This window comes from Streptomyces sp. NPDC003379, assembly GCF_053589195.1.
Map to the genome: position 1 here is coordinate 170,294 of NZ_JBSFRK010000009.1, position 15,458 is coordinate 185,751.

Consider the following 15,458-nt stretch of genomic DNA (forward strand, 5'->3'; position numbering starts at 1 on the left):
GCAAAGGGTGGGGCGGGACGGAAGGAGCGCCTCACCCGTGAACCAGAGCGTCCAGCCCTCGGACACCGCGCCGGTCCCCCCTGGGCCGCCGCCCCTGAACGGGCTCCCCCGCCAGCCGGGCCGCCGCCCGCAGCCCTTGGAACCCCCGGCCGCGGCAGCGACCGGCACAACCGGCGGGCGCCGCCCCCGGATTCGGCCCTGGCTGCTGCTGCCCGGCCCCAAGGGCACGCCCTTCACCTTCGGGTACGCGCTCGTTCTCGTCGCCACCTCTCTTCTCGGTCAGTACGCCGACCCGGACCTCGTCGACGCGCTGCTCCGTGGGTCCAGTACCGATGTCGCGCACCTCGTGCACAGCCCCGCCCTCGTGCTCGTCGCCAGCGCCCTGTGGATCGCGGGTGGCATCGCGTCGCCGTACGCGATCGGCTTTCTGCTGGTTCTCACCGCGCTGGAGCGCCGCATCGGGGGCCGGCGCACCGCCGGGGTCTTCCTGCTCGGGCACGTCGTCGCCACCCTCGCGACGGAGGTGCCGGTCGGGCTCTCGGTGCTCGCGGGGCATCTGCCCGACAGTTCGCTGCACCGCCTCGACTACGGCATCAGCTTCGGCGTGGCCGCCGGCGTCGGCGCGCTCGCGGGGCTGCTCCCGCCGTGGCCGCGGTGGGCCGTGCTGGCCGGCTTCGGCTGGATGCTGATCGAGGACCTGATCGAGTTCGCCGACCCGATGACGAACTGGGGCCACCTGCTGGCGCTCGTGGTCGGCGTCTCGACGTGGCCGCTGCTCGGGCGCGGGCGCCGGTCCGGGCGCCCCGACAGGTGATCGCTCAGAGCGAACAGCCCTTGGGGAACATCGCGGCACTCACAAGCATTGAGTCGGTATAGCTCAACTTGGATGCCGAAAGGGAGATCATGGCTACTGAGTCCACCTCGTACACTCCGCTCACTCTGCCTGTGCTGCCGCTCGACGACGAGGTGGTCCTGCCCGGCATGGTGGTCCCGTTCGACCTCTCCGACGCCGAGGTGCGCGCCGCGGTGGAGGCCGCGCAGGCCGCGGCCCGTTCCGAGGGCGACAGCAAGCCGAAGGTGCTGCTTGTTCCGCGCATCGACGGGACGTACGCCGCCACCGGCGTCCTCGGCACCGTCGAGCAGGTCGGGCGGCTCTCCGACGGCGACCCCGGCGCCCTCATCCGCGGCCGCGGCCGGGTGCGGATCGGCGCCGGTACGACCGGCCCCGGCGCGGCCCTCTGGGTCGAGGGGCAGAAGATCGACGACTCCGTGCCCGAACCGCTGCCGGGCGCCGTCACCGAGCTGGTCAAGGAGTACAAGGCCCTCGCCACCAGCTGGCTGAAGAAGCGCGGCGCCTGGCAGGTCGTCGACCGCGTCACGCAGATCGACGACGTCTCCGCGCTCGCCGACAACTCCGGATACTCCCCCTTCCTCACCACCCAGCAGAAGATCGAACTCCTGGAGGCCGAGGACGCGGTCGCCCGCCTCAAGCTCGCCACCGCGCAGCTGCGCGAGCACCTCGCCGAGCAGGACGTCGCCGAGACGATCGCCAAGGACGTCCAGGAGGGCGTGGACAAGCAGCAGCGCGAGTTCCTGCTGCGCCGCCAGCTGGACGCCGTACGCAAGGAGCTGCGCGAGCTCAACGGCGACAGCAAGGACGCAGCCGAGGAGTCCGACGACTACCGCGCCCGCGTCGAGGCCGCCGACCTGCCCGAGAAGGTGCGTGAAGCCGCCCTCAAGGAGGTCGACAAGCTGGAGCGCGCGAGCGACCAGTCGCCCGAGGGCTCGTGGATCAGGACCTGGCTGGACACCGTTCTCGAACTGCCCTGGACCGAGCGGACCGAGGAGGCGTACGACATCCGCGGCGCGCAGGCCGTCCTCGACGCCGAGCACGCGGGCCTCGAAGACGTGAAGGAGCGCATCACCGAGTACCTCGCGGTGCGCAAGCGCCGCTCCGAGCGCGGCCTCGGCGTCGTCGGCGGCCGCCGCGGCGGTGCGGTCCTCGCCCTGGTGGGCCCTCCGGGTGTCGGCAAGACGAGTCTCGGCGAGTCCGTCGCGCACGCCATGGGCCGCAAGTTCGTGCGGGTCGCGCTCGGTGGCGTACGCGACGAGGCGGAGATCCGCGGACACCGTCGTACGTACGTGGGGGCGCTGCCCGGACGGATCGTGCGGGCCATCAAGGAGGCCGGGTCCATGAACCCGGTGGTGCTCCTCGACGAGATCGACAAGGTGGGCTCGGACTTCCGGGGCGACCCGGCCGCCGCCCTCCTCGAAGTGCTCGACCCGGCGCAGAACCACACCTTCCGGGACCACTACCTGGAGGTGGAGCTGGACCTGAGCGACGTCGTCTTCCTGGCGACGGCGAACGTCCTCGAAGCCATCCCGGAGGCGCTGCTCGACCGCATGGAGCTGGTCCGGCTCGACGGCTACACCGAGGACGAGAAGGTCGTCATCGCCCGCGACCACCTGCTCCCGCGCCAGCTGGAGCGGGCGGGCCTGGAGAAGGACGAGGTGGTCCTCGACGAGAGCGCGCTGCGCAAGCTCGCCGGTGAGTACACGCGCGAAGCGGGCGTCCGCAACCTCGAACGCTCCGTGTCGCGGCTGCTCCGCAAGGTCGCGGCCCAGCACGAACTGGGTGAGCGGCAGCTGCCGTTCACCGTCACCGACGAGGATCTGCGGGGCCTGATCGGGCGGCCGCACCACGTGCCCGAGTCCGCCCAGGACCCGGCCGAGCGCCGCACCGCGGTGCCGGGCGTGGCCACCGGACTCGCGGTCACCGGAGCCGGCGGCGACGTGCTGTTCGTGGAGGCGTCGCTCGCCGACCCGGAGACCGGCGCCACGGGGCTCACGCTCACCGGCCAGCTCGGTGACGTGATGAAGGAGTCGGCGCGGATCGCGCTGAGCTTCCTGCGCGCCCACGGGGCCGAGATGGAGCTGCCCGTCGGCGACCTGAAGGACCGGGGGGTGCACGTCCACTTCCCGGCCGGCGCGGTCCCCAAGGACGGGCCGAGCGCGGGCGTCACGCTGACGACCGCCCTCGCCTCGCTGCTCAGCGGGCGCCAGGTGCGTACGGACGTGGCGATGACCGGTGAGATCTCGCTGACCGGCCGGGTCCTGCCGATCGGCGGCGTCAAGCAGAAGCTGCTCGCCGCGCACCGCGCCGGGATCACCACGGTGATCATCCCGAAGCGGAACGAGGCGGACCTGGACGACGTCCCGGCCGAGGTCCTGGAGAAGCTGGACGTGCACGCGGTCACGGATGTGCGCCAGGTGCTCGAACTGGCGCTCACCGAAGCCACCGCCACCGTGGCCGAGGTGAAGGCCCCGGTCGCGGCGTAACGGCAAGGGAACGGCGGCCGCCCTCGCACGGGGCGGCCGCCGTTCGCGTACCCAGCCGTTCGCGTACTCAGCCGTTGGCGAGCGCCTGGACCCTGTCGTAGGCGCCGTTGAACTTGTTGTGGTCCCCGACCGTCGGCCCGGAAGAGGTGTACTGCCACATGGTGTGGAAGCCCCAGCCCGCCGGGAGTTCTCCCGGGCTGGTGTCGTAGCGGGCGATCCACAGCGGGTTGCTCGCGCCGAAGCCGCTGTAGTTGCCGGTGCACTGCTTCCACCAGCTGGTGGCGGTGTAGATCACGGCGTCGCGGCCGGTGCGCGCCTTGTAGGTGTTCAGGAAGTCACGGATCCAGCTGACCATCGCGGACTGCGACTTGCCGAAGCAGGCCGCCCCATATGGGTTCCACTCGATGTCCAGCGCGCCCGGCAGCGTCCTGCCGTCGCGCGACCAGCCGCCGCCGTTGTCCACGAAGTAGTTGGCCTGGGCGGCGCCGCTCGTGGTGTCGGGCGTCGCGAAGTGGTAGGAGCCGCGGATCATGCCCACGTTGTACGAACCGTTGTACTGCTGGGCGAAGTAGGGGTTCTTGTAGTACGTGCCCTCGGTGGCCTTCACGTAGGCCCACTTCACTCCGCTGTTCCACAGGGTCGACCAGGCGACGTTGCCCTGGTGGCTGCTGACGTCGACGCCCTCGGTCTGGGTGGCGCCGCCGCCGCTGGGCAGGCCGCCCTGGCCGTCGTGCTCGATGACGCCCTGGCCGAGGCGGGCGGAGCCGCGCGGGGGGACGTCGTCCGCCTGGGCCGCCGTGGGGAGCGTCAGGAGGAGGGAGAGAGCGGAGAGTGCTGCGAGGAGAACCCCCGCCGGCGACAAGCGCGGGCGGCGGGCCGGTCCGGGTCTGTGCACGGGCATGCGTGCCTCCGAAGGCCTCGGTGGTGCTCTGGGGGGGACCTTGCGACAGGTTCATGGTGTGAACATGTCACTTGAAAAGCTACGCACGTAGACCGTCGCGAGGGAAGAGGGGCAGATGGCTGCCGTTGGTCCACTCCTGTGGCGGCGCCACCGGTGCGGCACCGCCTCGACCTTGCGAAATACTGGTCAGGCCGCTGGCGCCACGGCCGCGGCGCGAGAGCCTTCCGGCGATAACTTTCAGAATCGGAAAAAGGGACATGGGTGCTGCAGAAGAGGGCGTGAAGGTCGGGACGCACGGTGACGCCGAGCCGGGCGTGGACCGTGAGTTCCTCTCCCTGGAACGGGAGTTGTCCCTGCTGTTGCGCCGCGCACGGGCCTCGTCCGGCGAGATGGCGCGCCAGGTCCACCCCGACCTGGAGCCCGCCGCGTACGGTCTGCTCGTCTGCCTGGACGACTCGGGACCGCAGCGGGCCACCGACCTCGCCGCGTACATCGGGGTCGGCAAGGCGACGATGAGCCGCCAGCTGCGTGCCATGGAGGAGCTCGGCCTGGTCTCCCGCGAGCCCGACCCCGCGGACGGGCGCGCCTGGCTCATCCGGCTCACGCCCGACGGCCGCACCCGCTTCCGCACGGTGCGCGCCGCCCGCCGCGCCCGGTACGTGCGTCAACTCCAGGGCTGGGACCGGACGGAGGTCGCCGAGCTGGCCCGGCTGCTCGGGCAGCTGAACGCGAGCGCGGAGTCGTAGAGGGCAGGCGCGGGTGAGTTACAGCTCGACCGGGTGGGTTACAGCTCGACGTACACCACCGCCGCGTCGTCGTGCGGCTTGCCGCGCGGGAAGGCGAGGCCGGCGGGGTCGGTGAGCTCCAACTCCCGTACCCGGTCGAGGAGGTGCTGCGGGCCCTCCTTGCGCAGCAGCGCGAAGCACTCGGACCAGTCGCCCTCGCGGAACGTCTCGACCCACCGCGACGCCCCGTCGGTGAGCGCCGCCATCGCCGCGACGTCCGACCGCGCCGCCTCGCCTGTGATCGCGCGCTGGGCGGCCGAGGGGTCCGCGGCGGCGGTGAAGAAGCCGTCCTCCGCGTTGCGCAGGGCCTCGACCGCCACGCCGTACGCGCGACCGGCGATCTCCCGCTCGGCCGAGCCGCGCGGCAGGGCGCGCACCTGGTCGCGCAGGGCGCGTACGGCGGGCGGCAGTTCGGCCAGACGCCGGTCGAGGACGGCCGTCACCTCGCCGCCGTGGCCCGTCATGAGCAGCGCCGAGTCGGACAGGACCAGGTGCTCGACGCGCTCGGCGTCCCACCGCACGAGCACCACTGTTGCCTGAGGGGTCCGTGGGTGAGAAAGGTCACAGGTTGAACTATGCGTGTCGGCGGTACGCGAGATGGCGGCCGCCAACACCTCAGGGAGCGTCATATCCCGCCGCGAAACAGACAGTTCGCCCAGGGCGCCGCCGAGTCGTGCGGTGAACCAAGGGACGGAATGCAGACAGCCCACCGATCCCTCGGGTGGCGTCACGCCGTCCAGGAGGACGAGCGATCCGCCCTGTCCGGACGCGGGAAGCGCGACCGACGCGTAGTCCTCGTTGGGGCGTGCGGGGTCTCCGGGCTCTGTGGCGAGTTCGATACGCATCCGGCCAGTCTGCACGAGCCCTTCACGGGGTCCGCCGGAAGCGGCGAAGGGCGGCGGGATTGGCCCGGACCTGCGGGCCACGCGCCGGAATTCGACCGGAATGATCGACTCCGGCGGGGTGTGGCGGCGCATCCTGCCAAAGCCGGTCGGCGACGTCCAACCGGCGCTCCGCTTGTGCCGGGTGTTCCGTACGCCGGGACTTGCTCGCCAACTCCCCGCCGATGTTCACTCCTTCGGGTGGCCGGGCAGGCGATGCGCGACCGCCACTCACCGGCACTGAAAGGGTCGGGAGCCGTACCGGGGGCGCGCTCGTGTTGACGGATCGTCACCCGGGCCCATGGGCAGACGAAAAACAGGAATGCGAGCACCGGTGCAGATGATGCGGCCTGGGCGCAAAGGCAAGCAGACGGCCCCGGAAGGGACCACGCCGGGCGCGACCACTCCGACCGAGCATGCGCCGGAGCGCGCCGCCACGGACCCAGCGGCGCGGGTGGACGCGCCCACGGGGCGGGATGCCTCCACTCCGCCTGAGTCATCCGCCGCGGCGCGTGCGGGGGCGACGTCTGAGGTGACGTCCCCGGGAGCGGCCGCGGGGGAGACGACGCCACTTGGGGCGCCCGCCGCTGGGGAAGCGACGCCTGGATCGGCTGCGGGGCAGTCGACATCGGCCGGAGCGGCTGCGGGGGAGGCGGCGCCGTCTGGGGCGCCTTCGGGTCACGTGACGCCGCGTGGGGCATCTGCCGGGCAGGCGGCGTCGGCTGGGATGCCTGCGGGGCAGGTGACGCCGCGTGGGGTATCCGCCGAGCGGGCGACGCCGTCCGGGGTTCCCGCTGGGCAGGCATCGTCGCGTGGGGCGTTTGCAGGACAGGCGACACCGACTAGTACATCCGCTGGGCAGGCGACACCCACTGGCGTATCCGCCGGGCAGGCGGCGCCGTCCGGGGCGTCCGCGGGTCAGGCGGCGCCGCGCGGGGCATCCGGCGGGCAGGCGGCGTCGGCCGGGGTTCCTGCTGGGCAGGCGGCGCCGTCCGGGGCGGCTGCTGGGCAAGCGGCATCCTCCGAGGTCCCCGTCGGGCAGACCGCGGCCGCGCCCCCCGCCGGGGAGGCCGCCAAGGCGGCCGCCGTGGCCGCTGCCGGGATCGGTAAGAAGCCCACCGCCCGCGTGCGCAATCGGCTGATCGTCGCCGTGGCGGTCGTGGCCGCCGCCGTCGCCGGAGCCGGTGGGCCCGCCATCGTCGCCGCCTCCGGGCGGCTGAACGACACGCAGAGCCTGGTCACCCTCGCCGAGCACACCCAGCAGGCCGTCTCCCTCGGCCACTCGCTGGCCGACGAGCGCGACGAGGTCACCTCCTTCATCGCCGCGGGCCGCCCCCAAGGCAAGGGCCTCTCCGAGAGCCGCAGCGCCCGCGTGGACCGGCAGATCGACGAGCTGCGCGGCGCCGACGCCCCCGCCGGGCTGCGCGGCGAGCTCGCCGACATCGCCGCCGTCCGCCGCGCCGCCCTCACCGGCAAGAGCACCGCCCTCGAAGCGCACGAGGCGTACACGAAGGTCATCGCCGAACTCCACGGCCTCACCCGCGACCTGGCCGAGCAGCTGCCGTCCGAGGTCAACAGGGGCGCCCTCGCCCTCGCCGACCTCGACCACGCCGTCGAGCAGGCCGCCGCCGCCCGCGGCCTCCTCCTCGCCGCCCTCGCCGTGCCCCGCACCACCACCCCCGGGATCGACCCGGTCACCGGCCTCCCCGCCACCGGCACGGACGAGTCACCGGACGACGCAGACGGCAAGCGGCGCGACGGGCTCAGCGCCGCCGCCCAGCAGGCCCACCTGCGCGAACTTGCCGCGCTCGCCGACTTCCGCGACGCCGCGGGCGACTCCGCCCGCGCCACGTACGAGTCGACGGTCACGGGACCCGAGGTCACCGCCGCCGAGAAGCACCTCGCCAAGCTCACCGACCAGCCCACGCTCTCCACCGCCGAGCAGAACTACGACCGCAAGAAGCTCGACGCCGCGCTCTCCGCCCGCATCGAGACGATGCGCGGCGCCGAGTCCGCGCTCGGCGTCGACCGCACCAAGCAGCTCGCCCAGCTCCGCGACGACGACGTCACGGCGCTGGAGATCCGCGTCGCGCTCGTCGGCGTACTCCTGCTCGTCGCGGTCGGCGTCTCCATGGCGATGGCCCGCTCGCTGACCCGCCCGCTCGCCGTCCTGCGGCTCGGCTCCACCCGCCTGGCGACCGAGCCCGCGCCCCAGGAACCGATCCGCTTCACGGGCCGCGACGACGAGTTCGCCCAGGTCGTACGCTCCGTCAACGCCCTGCACGGCCACGCCGCCGCCCTCACCGAGCGCCTGGCCACCCTGGAGACCGACCGCAAGCACCTCATCGGCAAGCGCCAGTCCATGGCCGATGAGCGCGAGGCCCTGCGTGCCGAACTCGCCGAGGCCTCCGCGCACCTGGAGCGCGTACGCCAGTCCATCCACGGCACCTTCGTCAACCTCGCCCTGCGCACCCTCGGCCTGGTCGAGCGCCAGCTCGCCGTCATCGAGAACCTGGAGGACCGCGAGCAGGACCCCGACCGGCTCGCCACGCTCTTCAAGCTCGACCACCTCGCCACCGTCATGCGCCGGCACAGCGAGAACCTCCTGGTCCTCGCGGGCGCCGAGCACGGCCACCATCACCCCGGCCCGGTCCCGCTCGTCGACGTCGTGCGCGCCGCCGTCTCCGAGATCGAGCGGTACGAGCGGGTGCGCATCGCCACGCTGCCGCCGCACGCGCACATCGCGGGCTTCGCGGCGGACGACATCAGTCACCTCACCGCCGAGCTCCTGGAGAACGCCACGTCGTTCTCGCCGCCGGACGCCTCCGTCGAGGTCTCCGGCTGGCTCCTGGAGAGCGGCGAGGTCATGCTCTCCGTCCAGGACGAGGGCATCGGCGTCACCCAGGACCGCATGCGCGAGCTCAACGCGCGCCTCGCGGACTTCGACCCCGACGACGCGTACGACCAGGAGAGCGGGGACGGCCTCGGGCTGGGCCTGTACGTCGTCGCGCGGCTCGCGGCGCGGCACGGCGCGCGGGTGCGGCTGCGGGACCAGAAGCAGGGCGGGATCGCGGCGGTCGTGGTCCTGCCGAAGCCGATTCTGGCGGAGGCGCCTTCCACGGCCGCGGTGGTCGCCCCGCCTCGGGGCGGTGAGCCCGTGATGCACCTGCCGGGCTCGGAGGCCGAGGCCAACTCGAACGTACTCCCGGGACGCTCGTCCGGCGCCCCCGGCGAGGACCCGCTGATCGCGGCGGCCGAACGAACCCTGGAAACAACCCTGCCGAAGCGGGCGGGGACGCCCACGCCAACACCCACCACCGAGCCCACGCCGGGCACCGCGCCGGAGCCCGCAGCAGTGCGGGGCTCTGCGGTGGAAGCCGCGCCGGGGTCCGCATCCGAAGGCGTGCGGGGCTCTGCGGCTGAGGCCACGCCGAGGTCTGCGGCTGAAGGCATGCGGGGGTCCGCAGCCGGGGGTACGCAGGGGTCTGCGGTGGAAGCCGGGCCGGGTTGCGCAGCTGGCGGCGTGCGGGAGTTCACGGCCGAAGCCGCGTCGGAATCCGGCCCCGTGCCGTCTCCGTCGCCCTCGGCCGAGACGACCATGGAGCTCATCGTCCCGCCCACTCCGGAGGCGGAACCGGAGGCCGGGCTGAAGCCCGGGCCCGCAGCCGAGTCCGGGCTGAAGCCGCAGCCTCAGACCGAACCGGAGCCGGAACTCCAGAGCGATCCGGAGTCGGAGCCCGAGCCCGGGCCGAAGCCGCAGTCCCAGGCCGGGCCGGAGCTGCAGCCCCAGGCCGGGCCGAAGCCGCAGTCCCAGGCCGGGCCGAAGCCGCAGTCCCAGGCCGGGCCGGAGCTGCAGCCCCAGGCCGGGTCGGAGCCGGAGCCCGAGCTCGGGCCGAAGCCGCAGTCCCAGGCCGGGCCGCAGTCCCAGGCCGGGCCGAAGCCCCAGGCCGGGCCGGAGCTGCAGTCCCAGGCCGGGCCGAAGCCCCAGCCCGACTCCGCCGCCGCGACCGCGTCGGAATCCGAGCCCGCCGCCGCGTCCGCGCCCGCGCCCCCCGCATGGGAGCGCGTCACCGACAAGGGGCTGCCCAAGCGGACTCCGAAGATCACCGCGCCCGTGTCCGCCGCGCCCAAGCCGCGCAGCGGTTCCGTGGACGCCGACGCGCTCCGCCGTCGGCTCGGCGGCTTCCATCAGGGGGCGCAGAGCGGGCGGCGGGACGTGGAGGCCGAGATCGCCGCCGAGGGGAATCCGGCGGAGTCGTCGGAACCGTCGGAACCGTCGGAACGTAACGAAAAGATCGTAAAAGCCGCAGACGTAATGGGGGACTCAGTCGAGGAGGCAAGCAGTTGACTGCGCCCATGCGCACGCCCAGTTCTTCCGCCGCACCCGCCGCACCCGCCGCACCGGCCGGACCCGCCACATACGGCCTGAGCAGTGAAGCCCGCAACCTGCACTGGCTGCTGACGAACCTCGTGGAGGAGGTGCCCGGGATCCTCTCCGTCGCGGTGGTCTCGTCCGACGGACTGCTCCTGCTCTCCTCCGACCCGGGGCGCAACGCCGAGCGACCCGCCGCGAACCCCACGGGCCCCAAGGGTTCCAGCGCCGACCTCGCCACCATCGTCTCCGGGCTCGGCTCCCTGACCATCGGCGCCGCCAAGCTGATGGACGGCGGAGCGGTCAAGCAGACCGTGGTCGCGATGGAGGAGGGCAGCCTCTTCGTCATGTCGATCAGCGACGGCTCGCTGCTCGGCGTGCACGGCACACCGGACTGCGACATGAGCGTCGTCGCGTACCACATGGCGCTCTTCGTCGGCCGCGCCGGGCACGTCCTCACCCCCGAACTCCGCAGCGAGCTGCGCAAGTCGATGGAGAGCGCCCGATGAGCAGCAGCAGCCGTAAGGCGAAGGCGGCCAAGGCGGCCACGGCAGCCACGGCGGCCAGGTTGCCTCAGCGCGGCGGGGGGCGGAAGCCCGCTCGCGTACGCCCCTACTCGCTGACCGGCGGCCGGACCAGGTTCGGGCACGTCCTGCTCGTCGAGACCTTCGTGGCGAGCAACGCGGCGATCGAGGCCCCCGAGGAGCGCCTCGAACTGCCCAAGGGCACGCTCTCGTCCCGCGTCATGCCGGAGATGCGGGCGATCGTCGAGATCTGCCGCCGCATGCGCACGGTCGCGGAGATCGCGGCCCTCCTCAAGATGCCGCTCGGCGTGGTCCGCGTACTCATCAGCGACCTCGCCGACCAGGGAAAGATCCGCGTGTACGGAACGGGCCACGGCCCGGGTCGGCCCGACCGCGCACTGCTGGAAAGGGTGCTGAGTGGACTCCGCCGTCTCTGAACTCCTCGTCGAGGACGAGAACGAGAGTCAGTTGCAGGCCTGGCAGACGGACCGGTCGCGCGCCCCGATCGCCACGAAGATCGTGGTGGCGGGCGGCTTCGGCGTCGGCAAGACGACGCTGGTGACGGCCGTCTCCGAGATCACGCCCCTCCAGACGGAGGCGCTGATGACGCAGGCGAGCGCCGACACCGACGACCTGAGCGGCACCCCGGAGAAGACGACCACCACGGTCGCCATGGACTTCGGCCGCATCACGCTCGACGACGACCTGGTGCTGTACCTCTTCGGCACGCCCGGTCAGCAGCGCTTCTGGTTCATGTGGGACGACCTGGTGCGCGGCGCGATCGGCGCCGTCGTCCTCGCCGACACGCGCCGCCTGTCCGACTGCTTCCCGGCGCTCGACTACTTCGAGAGCTGCGGCCTGCCGTACATCGTGGCCGTCAACCACTTCGACGGCAGCGAGAAGTTCGAGCCGGCCGATGTGCGCGAGGCGCTGACGGTGCCGCCGCACATACCCGTGCTGATCATGGACGCCCGGCATCGGATCTCGGTGATCGAGTCGCTGCTCGCCCTGGTCGGACACGCGCTCGACGTCACTCCTGAGTAGCGTCACTCCTGCGTGGACGTCACCCCTGAGTAAGAGCCCTGAGGAAAAGAAGGACCCGCATGCGGAAGATACTTGTCGTCGGAGCCGGACAGTCCGGTCTCCAGATCGCCCTCGGGCTCCAGGCGCAGGGGTACGAGGTCACCCTGATGTCCAACCGCACGGCGGACGAGATCCGCTCCGGGCGGGTCATGTCCACCCAGTGCATGTTCCACACCGCCCTCCAGCACGAGCGCGACATCCAGGTGAACTTCTGGGAGTCGCAGGCTCCGAAGATCGAGGGCCTCGGCGTCTCGGTGGCCGGCCCGGACTCCTCCCGTGTCATCGACTGGGTCGGCAGGCTCGACGGGTACGCCCAGTCCGTCGACCAGCGCGTGAAGATGGCGGGCTGGATGGACACGTTCGCCCAGCGCGGCGGCCAGCTGGTCATCCACGGCGCGGCGGTCTCCGACCTCGACTATTTCTCGCGCGCCTACGACCTGGTGCTCGTCTCGGCGGGCAAGGGCGAGCTTGTCTCGATGTTCGAGCGCGACGCGTCCCGCTCGCCGTTCACCGAGCCGCAGCGCGCCCTCTCGGTCGCGTACGTCCACGGCCTCGGCCCGCGTCCGGAGCACCCCGAGTTCGACGCGGTGCGCTGCAACCTCGTACCCGGCGTCGGCGAGCTGTTCGTCATGCCGACCCTCACCCTCTCCGGCCGCGCGGACATCCTCTTCTGGGAAGGCGTCCCGGGCGGTCCCCTCGATGTCTTCCAGGGCATCAAGGACCCCTCGGAGCATCTGGCGCTGACGCTCGAACTCCTGGAGAAGTTCCTGCCCTGGGAGTACGCGCGCGCCACGAACGTCGAGCTGACCGACGCGGGCGGCACGCTCGCCGGGCGGTACGCGCCCACCGTCCGCAAGCCCGTCGGCCGGCTGCCCGGCGGCGGGCTCGTCCTCGGTGTGGCGGACGTCGTCGTCGCCAACGACCCGATCACCGGGCAGGGCTCCAACTCGGCGTCCAAGTGCGCCGCCTCGTACATCTCCTCCATCGTCGAGCACGGCGACCAGCCGTTCGACGAGGCGTGGATGCAGTCGGCCTTCGACCGCTACTGGGACACCGCGCAGTGGGTCACCAAGTGGACGAACGCGATGCTGGGCGCCCCGCCGGAGCACGTCCTGAACATCCTCGGCGCGGCGGGGCAGCTCCAGCCGGTGGCCGACCGCTTCGCCAACGGCTTCAACGACCCGGCCGACTTCGAGAACTTCTTCTACGACCCGGAGAAGGCCGCCGCCTACCTGGAGTCGGTCGCGCCCGGCGCCTGATCGCCGTTGTATCCCAGGTCGCTGCCCGAGGTCGCTCCCTCGGGCAGCTTCGGCGGGGTGTATCCGCGCATGGGGCGGCGCTCGGGGTCGGGCCGCACCGCGCCGAGGATCGGGTTGGCCGCGATGGGCGACACCTTGACCCTGGCGCCGGGGCGCGGCGCCTGGATGACCCTCCCCTCGCCCAGGTACAACGCCACATGCGTGGCCTTGGGGAAGTAGACGACCAGATCACCGGGGCGCAGCTTCGACAGCGGGACGCGCCGCAGCTGGGCCCACTGCTCCTGGCTGGTCCGGGGGATCTCGCGGCCCGCGCGCGCCCAGGCCCGGGAGGTCAGCCCGGAGCAGTCGTACGCGTCGGGGCCCTCGGCGCCCCACCTGTAGGGCTTCCCGATCTGCCGCACCGCGAAGTCCAGGGCCGCGCCGCCCTGCCGTGACGGCGCCCGCGTGGCCGGGCTGCCGCTGAGCGCGCCGGACGCCAGGAACTCCCGCTGCGCCCTGGCCGTGCTCGCGTCCTCCGCCTCCCGCAGCGCGTCCAGCTGCTCGGGGGTGAGCGCGGAGAGCAGCTCCTGGACCTCCTTGAGCTGTCCGTCGACCTCGTCCCGCTGCTCCTTGTGCCGTGCGGCCAGGGCGCTCTGCGCGGCCAGCGCCTTCTTCGCCGCGCCGGCCAGCTCGTCGGCCTTCCTCTCGCCGCCGGCCAGGCGCTCCACGGCGGCGGCGCGCCCGGCGGCCACCCGCTGGATGACGTGGCCCTGGTCGAGGGCGCGCTGCGGATCGCGGGCGAGCAGCAGACGTACGTAGGGGGACAGCTCGGTGGCGCCCTGGTACTGCTGGCGGGCGAGGCGGCCCGCGGCGCCCCGGCTGTCGTGCAGGGTGGCGCGCGCCTTCGCCAACTCTGTGGCGAGGTCCTCGGCCCTCGCGCGCTGCTCCTTCAGCCTCTCCTCGGTCGCGTTGTAGGTTTCCGTGGCCTCCTCGGCCGATCTGTACAGCCGCTGAAGGTCCGTCAGCAGCTCGGCCACGGGGCGTTCTCCTGGCCCCGGGGCCGCCTGGGCCGGGGGAGCGGCTGTGCACAGGGCGCCTAGGGCGGCCCCCGTGCAGGCCCAGCGCAGCAACCGTTCTGACACGTCATCACCTCCGGTGCGCGGAGGTACCTCCTGCGCGCACCGTGAGCGTCGGGTCCGGGCGCCGGGTCCGCCTCCCGGCGGGGGGCGGTCGGCGCAATGCGGTCACTCGTTCAGGGCTGGGCGGTGTGGTGTGTTGCGTGGGAGCTCAGGGCCTCTTCGGCTTCGACCACGGCCACTTCAGGCCGCCGTCCTTGTCGCCCTCGGCGTCGTACTCGTACTGCCATTTGGGGGTGAGCGCGAGCCGCCTGCCCGTCTCCGCCGCCACCCGGCGGTACACCAGGACGGTCGGCGGGCCGCCCGCGTCGTCCGGTACGGGCACGCGGTAGACCTTCGGCGGGTGCCCGGTCGGGCCGAGCAGGACCGGGAGTACGCGGCCGTCCAGGGGGCCACCCACGAAGGGGGTGTCTTCGCTCTTCACACCACCAGTGTCACACCACGTGTGTCACAGCAGATGCGCCGCGTCGGCGACCACGGGCAGCACGCGCCGCGCGAGGGAACCCACGGGCCCCTCCAGTGTCTCCAGGGCCAGCGCCCACCGCACGACCGCCGCCGTCTGCGGATCGCGTCCCGCCGTCGCCACGAGGACCGCCAGGAACTGCTCGACGAGCATGTCCCGCAGGTCGTCCAGCGGCGGCTGCTTCTCCTCGTCCAGCCAGATCAGCGAGGCCGCCTCCACCGCGGTGATCCACATCCGTACGGTCATCCGGAGCCGCGGCCCCGGCTCAGGCACGTGCAGATGGGCGAGGATGTGCTCGGCGGCGGCCCTGCGCACGCCGTCCACGATCGCGGTGGTCCGGGAGGTCTCCACCACGCTGCCGCCCTGGAGCAGCGCGCTGAACCCCGTGTCGTGCTGGTCGACGAAGGCCAGATACCGGTCGAGCGCCCGGGAGAGGCGCTGGGTCAGCGGGCCCTCCTGGGGCTCGGCGAAGCACTGCTCGAGCTCGTCGGCGGCGGACCGCAGCGCGGCCTCGTACAACTGCTGTTTGCCGCCGGGGAAGTAGCGGTACACGAGCGGCCGTGAGACGCCGGCCGCCTCCGCGACGTCGTCGAGATTGACCTCCTCGGGCGCGCGGTGCGCGAAGAGGGACAGCGCGGACTCCAGAAGCTGCCGCCGCCGCGCTTCGACGCTGAGGCGGCGGTACGCGGGGGCGGTGGCGGGCGAGGTCATGCCTCGCAGCGTAACCGGGCAGCGC

General features: G+C 72.7%; 13 protein-coding genes. 8 read left to right on the forward strand and 5 right to left on the reverse strand.

Translation table 11 applies throughout. The annotated features are described in order from the left end of the window. The first annotated feature begins 37 nt into the window (after window positions 1-37). Together ACWDVB_RS11285 and lon are read left to right on the forward strand one after the other, a co-directional pair. Window positions 38-814, forward strand: coding sequence for a rhomboid-like protein (locus ACWDVB_RS11285; protein ID WP_451512759.1), 777 nt, complete (start codon window positions 38-40; stop codon window positions 812-814). A gap of 89 nt (window positions 815-903) precedes the next feature. Next, entirely contained in the window at window positions 904-3,339 is a 2,436-nt protein-coding gene (gene lon, locus ACWDVB_RS11290; RefSeq protein WP_451512760.1) for an endopeptidase La, read from the forward strand. Between the two features lie 67 nt (window positions 3,340-3,406). Here lon and ACWDVB_RS11295 read toward each other — a convergent pair whose 3' ends face one another. Then, a complete protein-coding gene (locus tag ACWDVB_RS11295; RefSeq protein ID WP_451512761.1) occupies window positions 3,407-4,240 on the reverse strand; it encodes a lysozyme in 834 nt (277 codons plus the stop codon). A gap of 257 nt (window positions 4,241-4,497) precedes the next feature. Here ACWDVB_RS11295 and ACWDVB_RS11300 point away from each other — a divergent pair, with 257 nt between their 5' ends. Continuing rightward, window positions 4,498-4,986 (forward strand): MarR family winged helix-turn-helix transcriptional regulator, encoded by a 489-nt coding sequence (locus tag ACWDVB_RS11300; protein ID WP_451512762.1) that lies wholly within the window; start codon window positions 4,498-4,500, stop codon window positions 4,984-4,986. 38 nt (window positions 4,987-5,024) lie between these two features. On the opposite strand, the gene ACWDVB_RS11305 is transcribed toward ACWDVB_RS11300, so the two are convergent. Continuing rightward, window positions 5,025-5,870, reverse strand: a complete 846-nt coding sequence (locus ACWDVB_RS11305; protein ID WP_451512763.1) for a hypothetical protein — start codon at window positions 5,868-5,870, stop codon at window positions 5,025-5,027. Between the two features lie 1,123 nt (window positions 5,871-6,993). Here ACWDVB_RS11305 and ACWDVB_RS11310 point away from each other — a divergent pair. Genes ACWDVB_RS11310 through ACWDVB_RS11330 form a run of 5 tightly spaced genes read left to right on the forward strand, consistent with a single transcriptional unit; the run spans window position 6,994 to window position 13,144 of the window. Next, the gene (locus ACWDVB_RS11310; protein ID WP_451512764.1) at window positions 6,994-10,254 is read left to right on the forward strand and encodes a nitrate- and nitrite sensing domain-containing protein; all 3,261 of its coding nucleotides are present in this window, start codon (window positions 6,994-6,996) and stop codon (window positions 10,252-10,254) included. A gap of 8 nt (window positions 10,255-10,262) precedes the next feature. After that, window positions 10,263-10,787, forward strand: coding sequence for a roadblock/LC7 domain-containing protein (locus tag ACWDVB_RS11315; RefSeq protein WP_451512765.1), 525 nt, complete (start codon window positions 10,263-10,265; stop codon window positions 10,785-10,787). Beyond that, on the forward strand, window positions 10,784-11,239 hold the full coding sequence (locus ACWDVB_RS11320) for a DUF742 domain-containing protein (RefSeq protein ID WP_451512766.1): 456 nt from the start codon (window positions 10,784-10,786) through the stop codon (window positions 11,237-11,239). Before ACWDVB_RS11315 ends, ACWDVB_RS11320 begins: the two co-directional genes overlap by 4 nt. Beyond that, on the forward strand, window positions 11,220-11,846 hold the full coding sequence (locus ACWDVB_RS11325; protein ID WP_451512767.1) for a GTP-binding protein: 627 nt from the start codon (window positions 11,220-11,222) through the stop codon (window positions 11,844-11,846). Before ACWDVB_RS11320 ends, ACWDVB_RS11325 begins: the two co-directional genes overlap by 20 nt. Window positions 11,847-11,905: 59 nt before the next feature. Then, complete coding sequence (locus tag ACWDVB_RS11330) at window positions 11,906-13,144, forward strand: styrene monooxygenase/indole monooxygenase family protein (RefSeq protein WP_451512768.1); 1,239 nt, start codon at window positions 11,906-11,908, stop codon at window positions 13,142-13,144. Here ACWDVB_RS11330 and ACWDVB_RS11335 read toward each other — a convergent pair. The 3 genes from ACWDVB_RS11335 to ACWDVB_RS11345 all read right to left on the reverse strand — a co-directional run bounded on the left by ACWDVB_RS11335 (window position 13,114) and on the right by ACWDVB_RS11345 (window position 15,433). Continuing rightward, window positions 13,114-14,265, reverse strand: coding sequence for an NlpC/P60 family protein (locus tag ACWDVB_RS11335; RefSeq protein WP_451512769.1), 1,152 nt, complete (start codon window positions 14,263-14,265; stop codon window positions 13,114-13,116). The two genes, ACWDVB_RS11330 and ACWDVB_RS11335, sit on opposite strands and share 31 nt — an antisense overlap. Before the next feature lie 145 nt (window positions 14,266-14,410). Beyond that, complete coding sequence (locus tag ACWDVB_RS11340) at window positions 14,411-14,683, reverse strand: hypothetical protein (RefSeq protein ID WP_451512770.1); 273 nt, start codon at window positions 14,681-14,683, stop codon at window positions 14,411-14,413. Window positions 14,684-14,707: 24 nt separating this feature from the next. After that, complete coding sequence (locus ACWDVB_RS11345) at window positions 14,708-15,433, reverse strand: TetR/AcrR family transcriptional regulator (protein WP_451512771.1); 726 nt, start codon at window positions 15,431-15,433, stop codon at window positions 14,708-14,710. Window positions 15,434-15,458 lie beyond the last annotated feature (25 nt).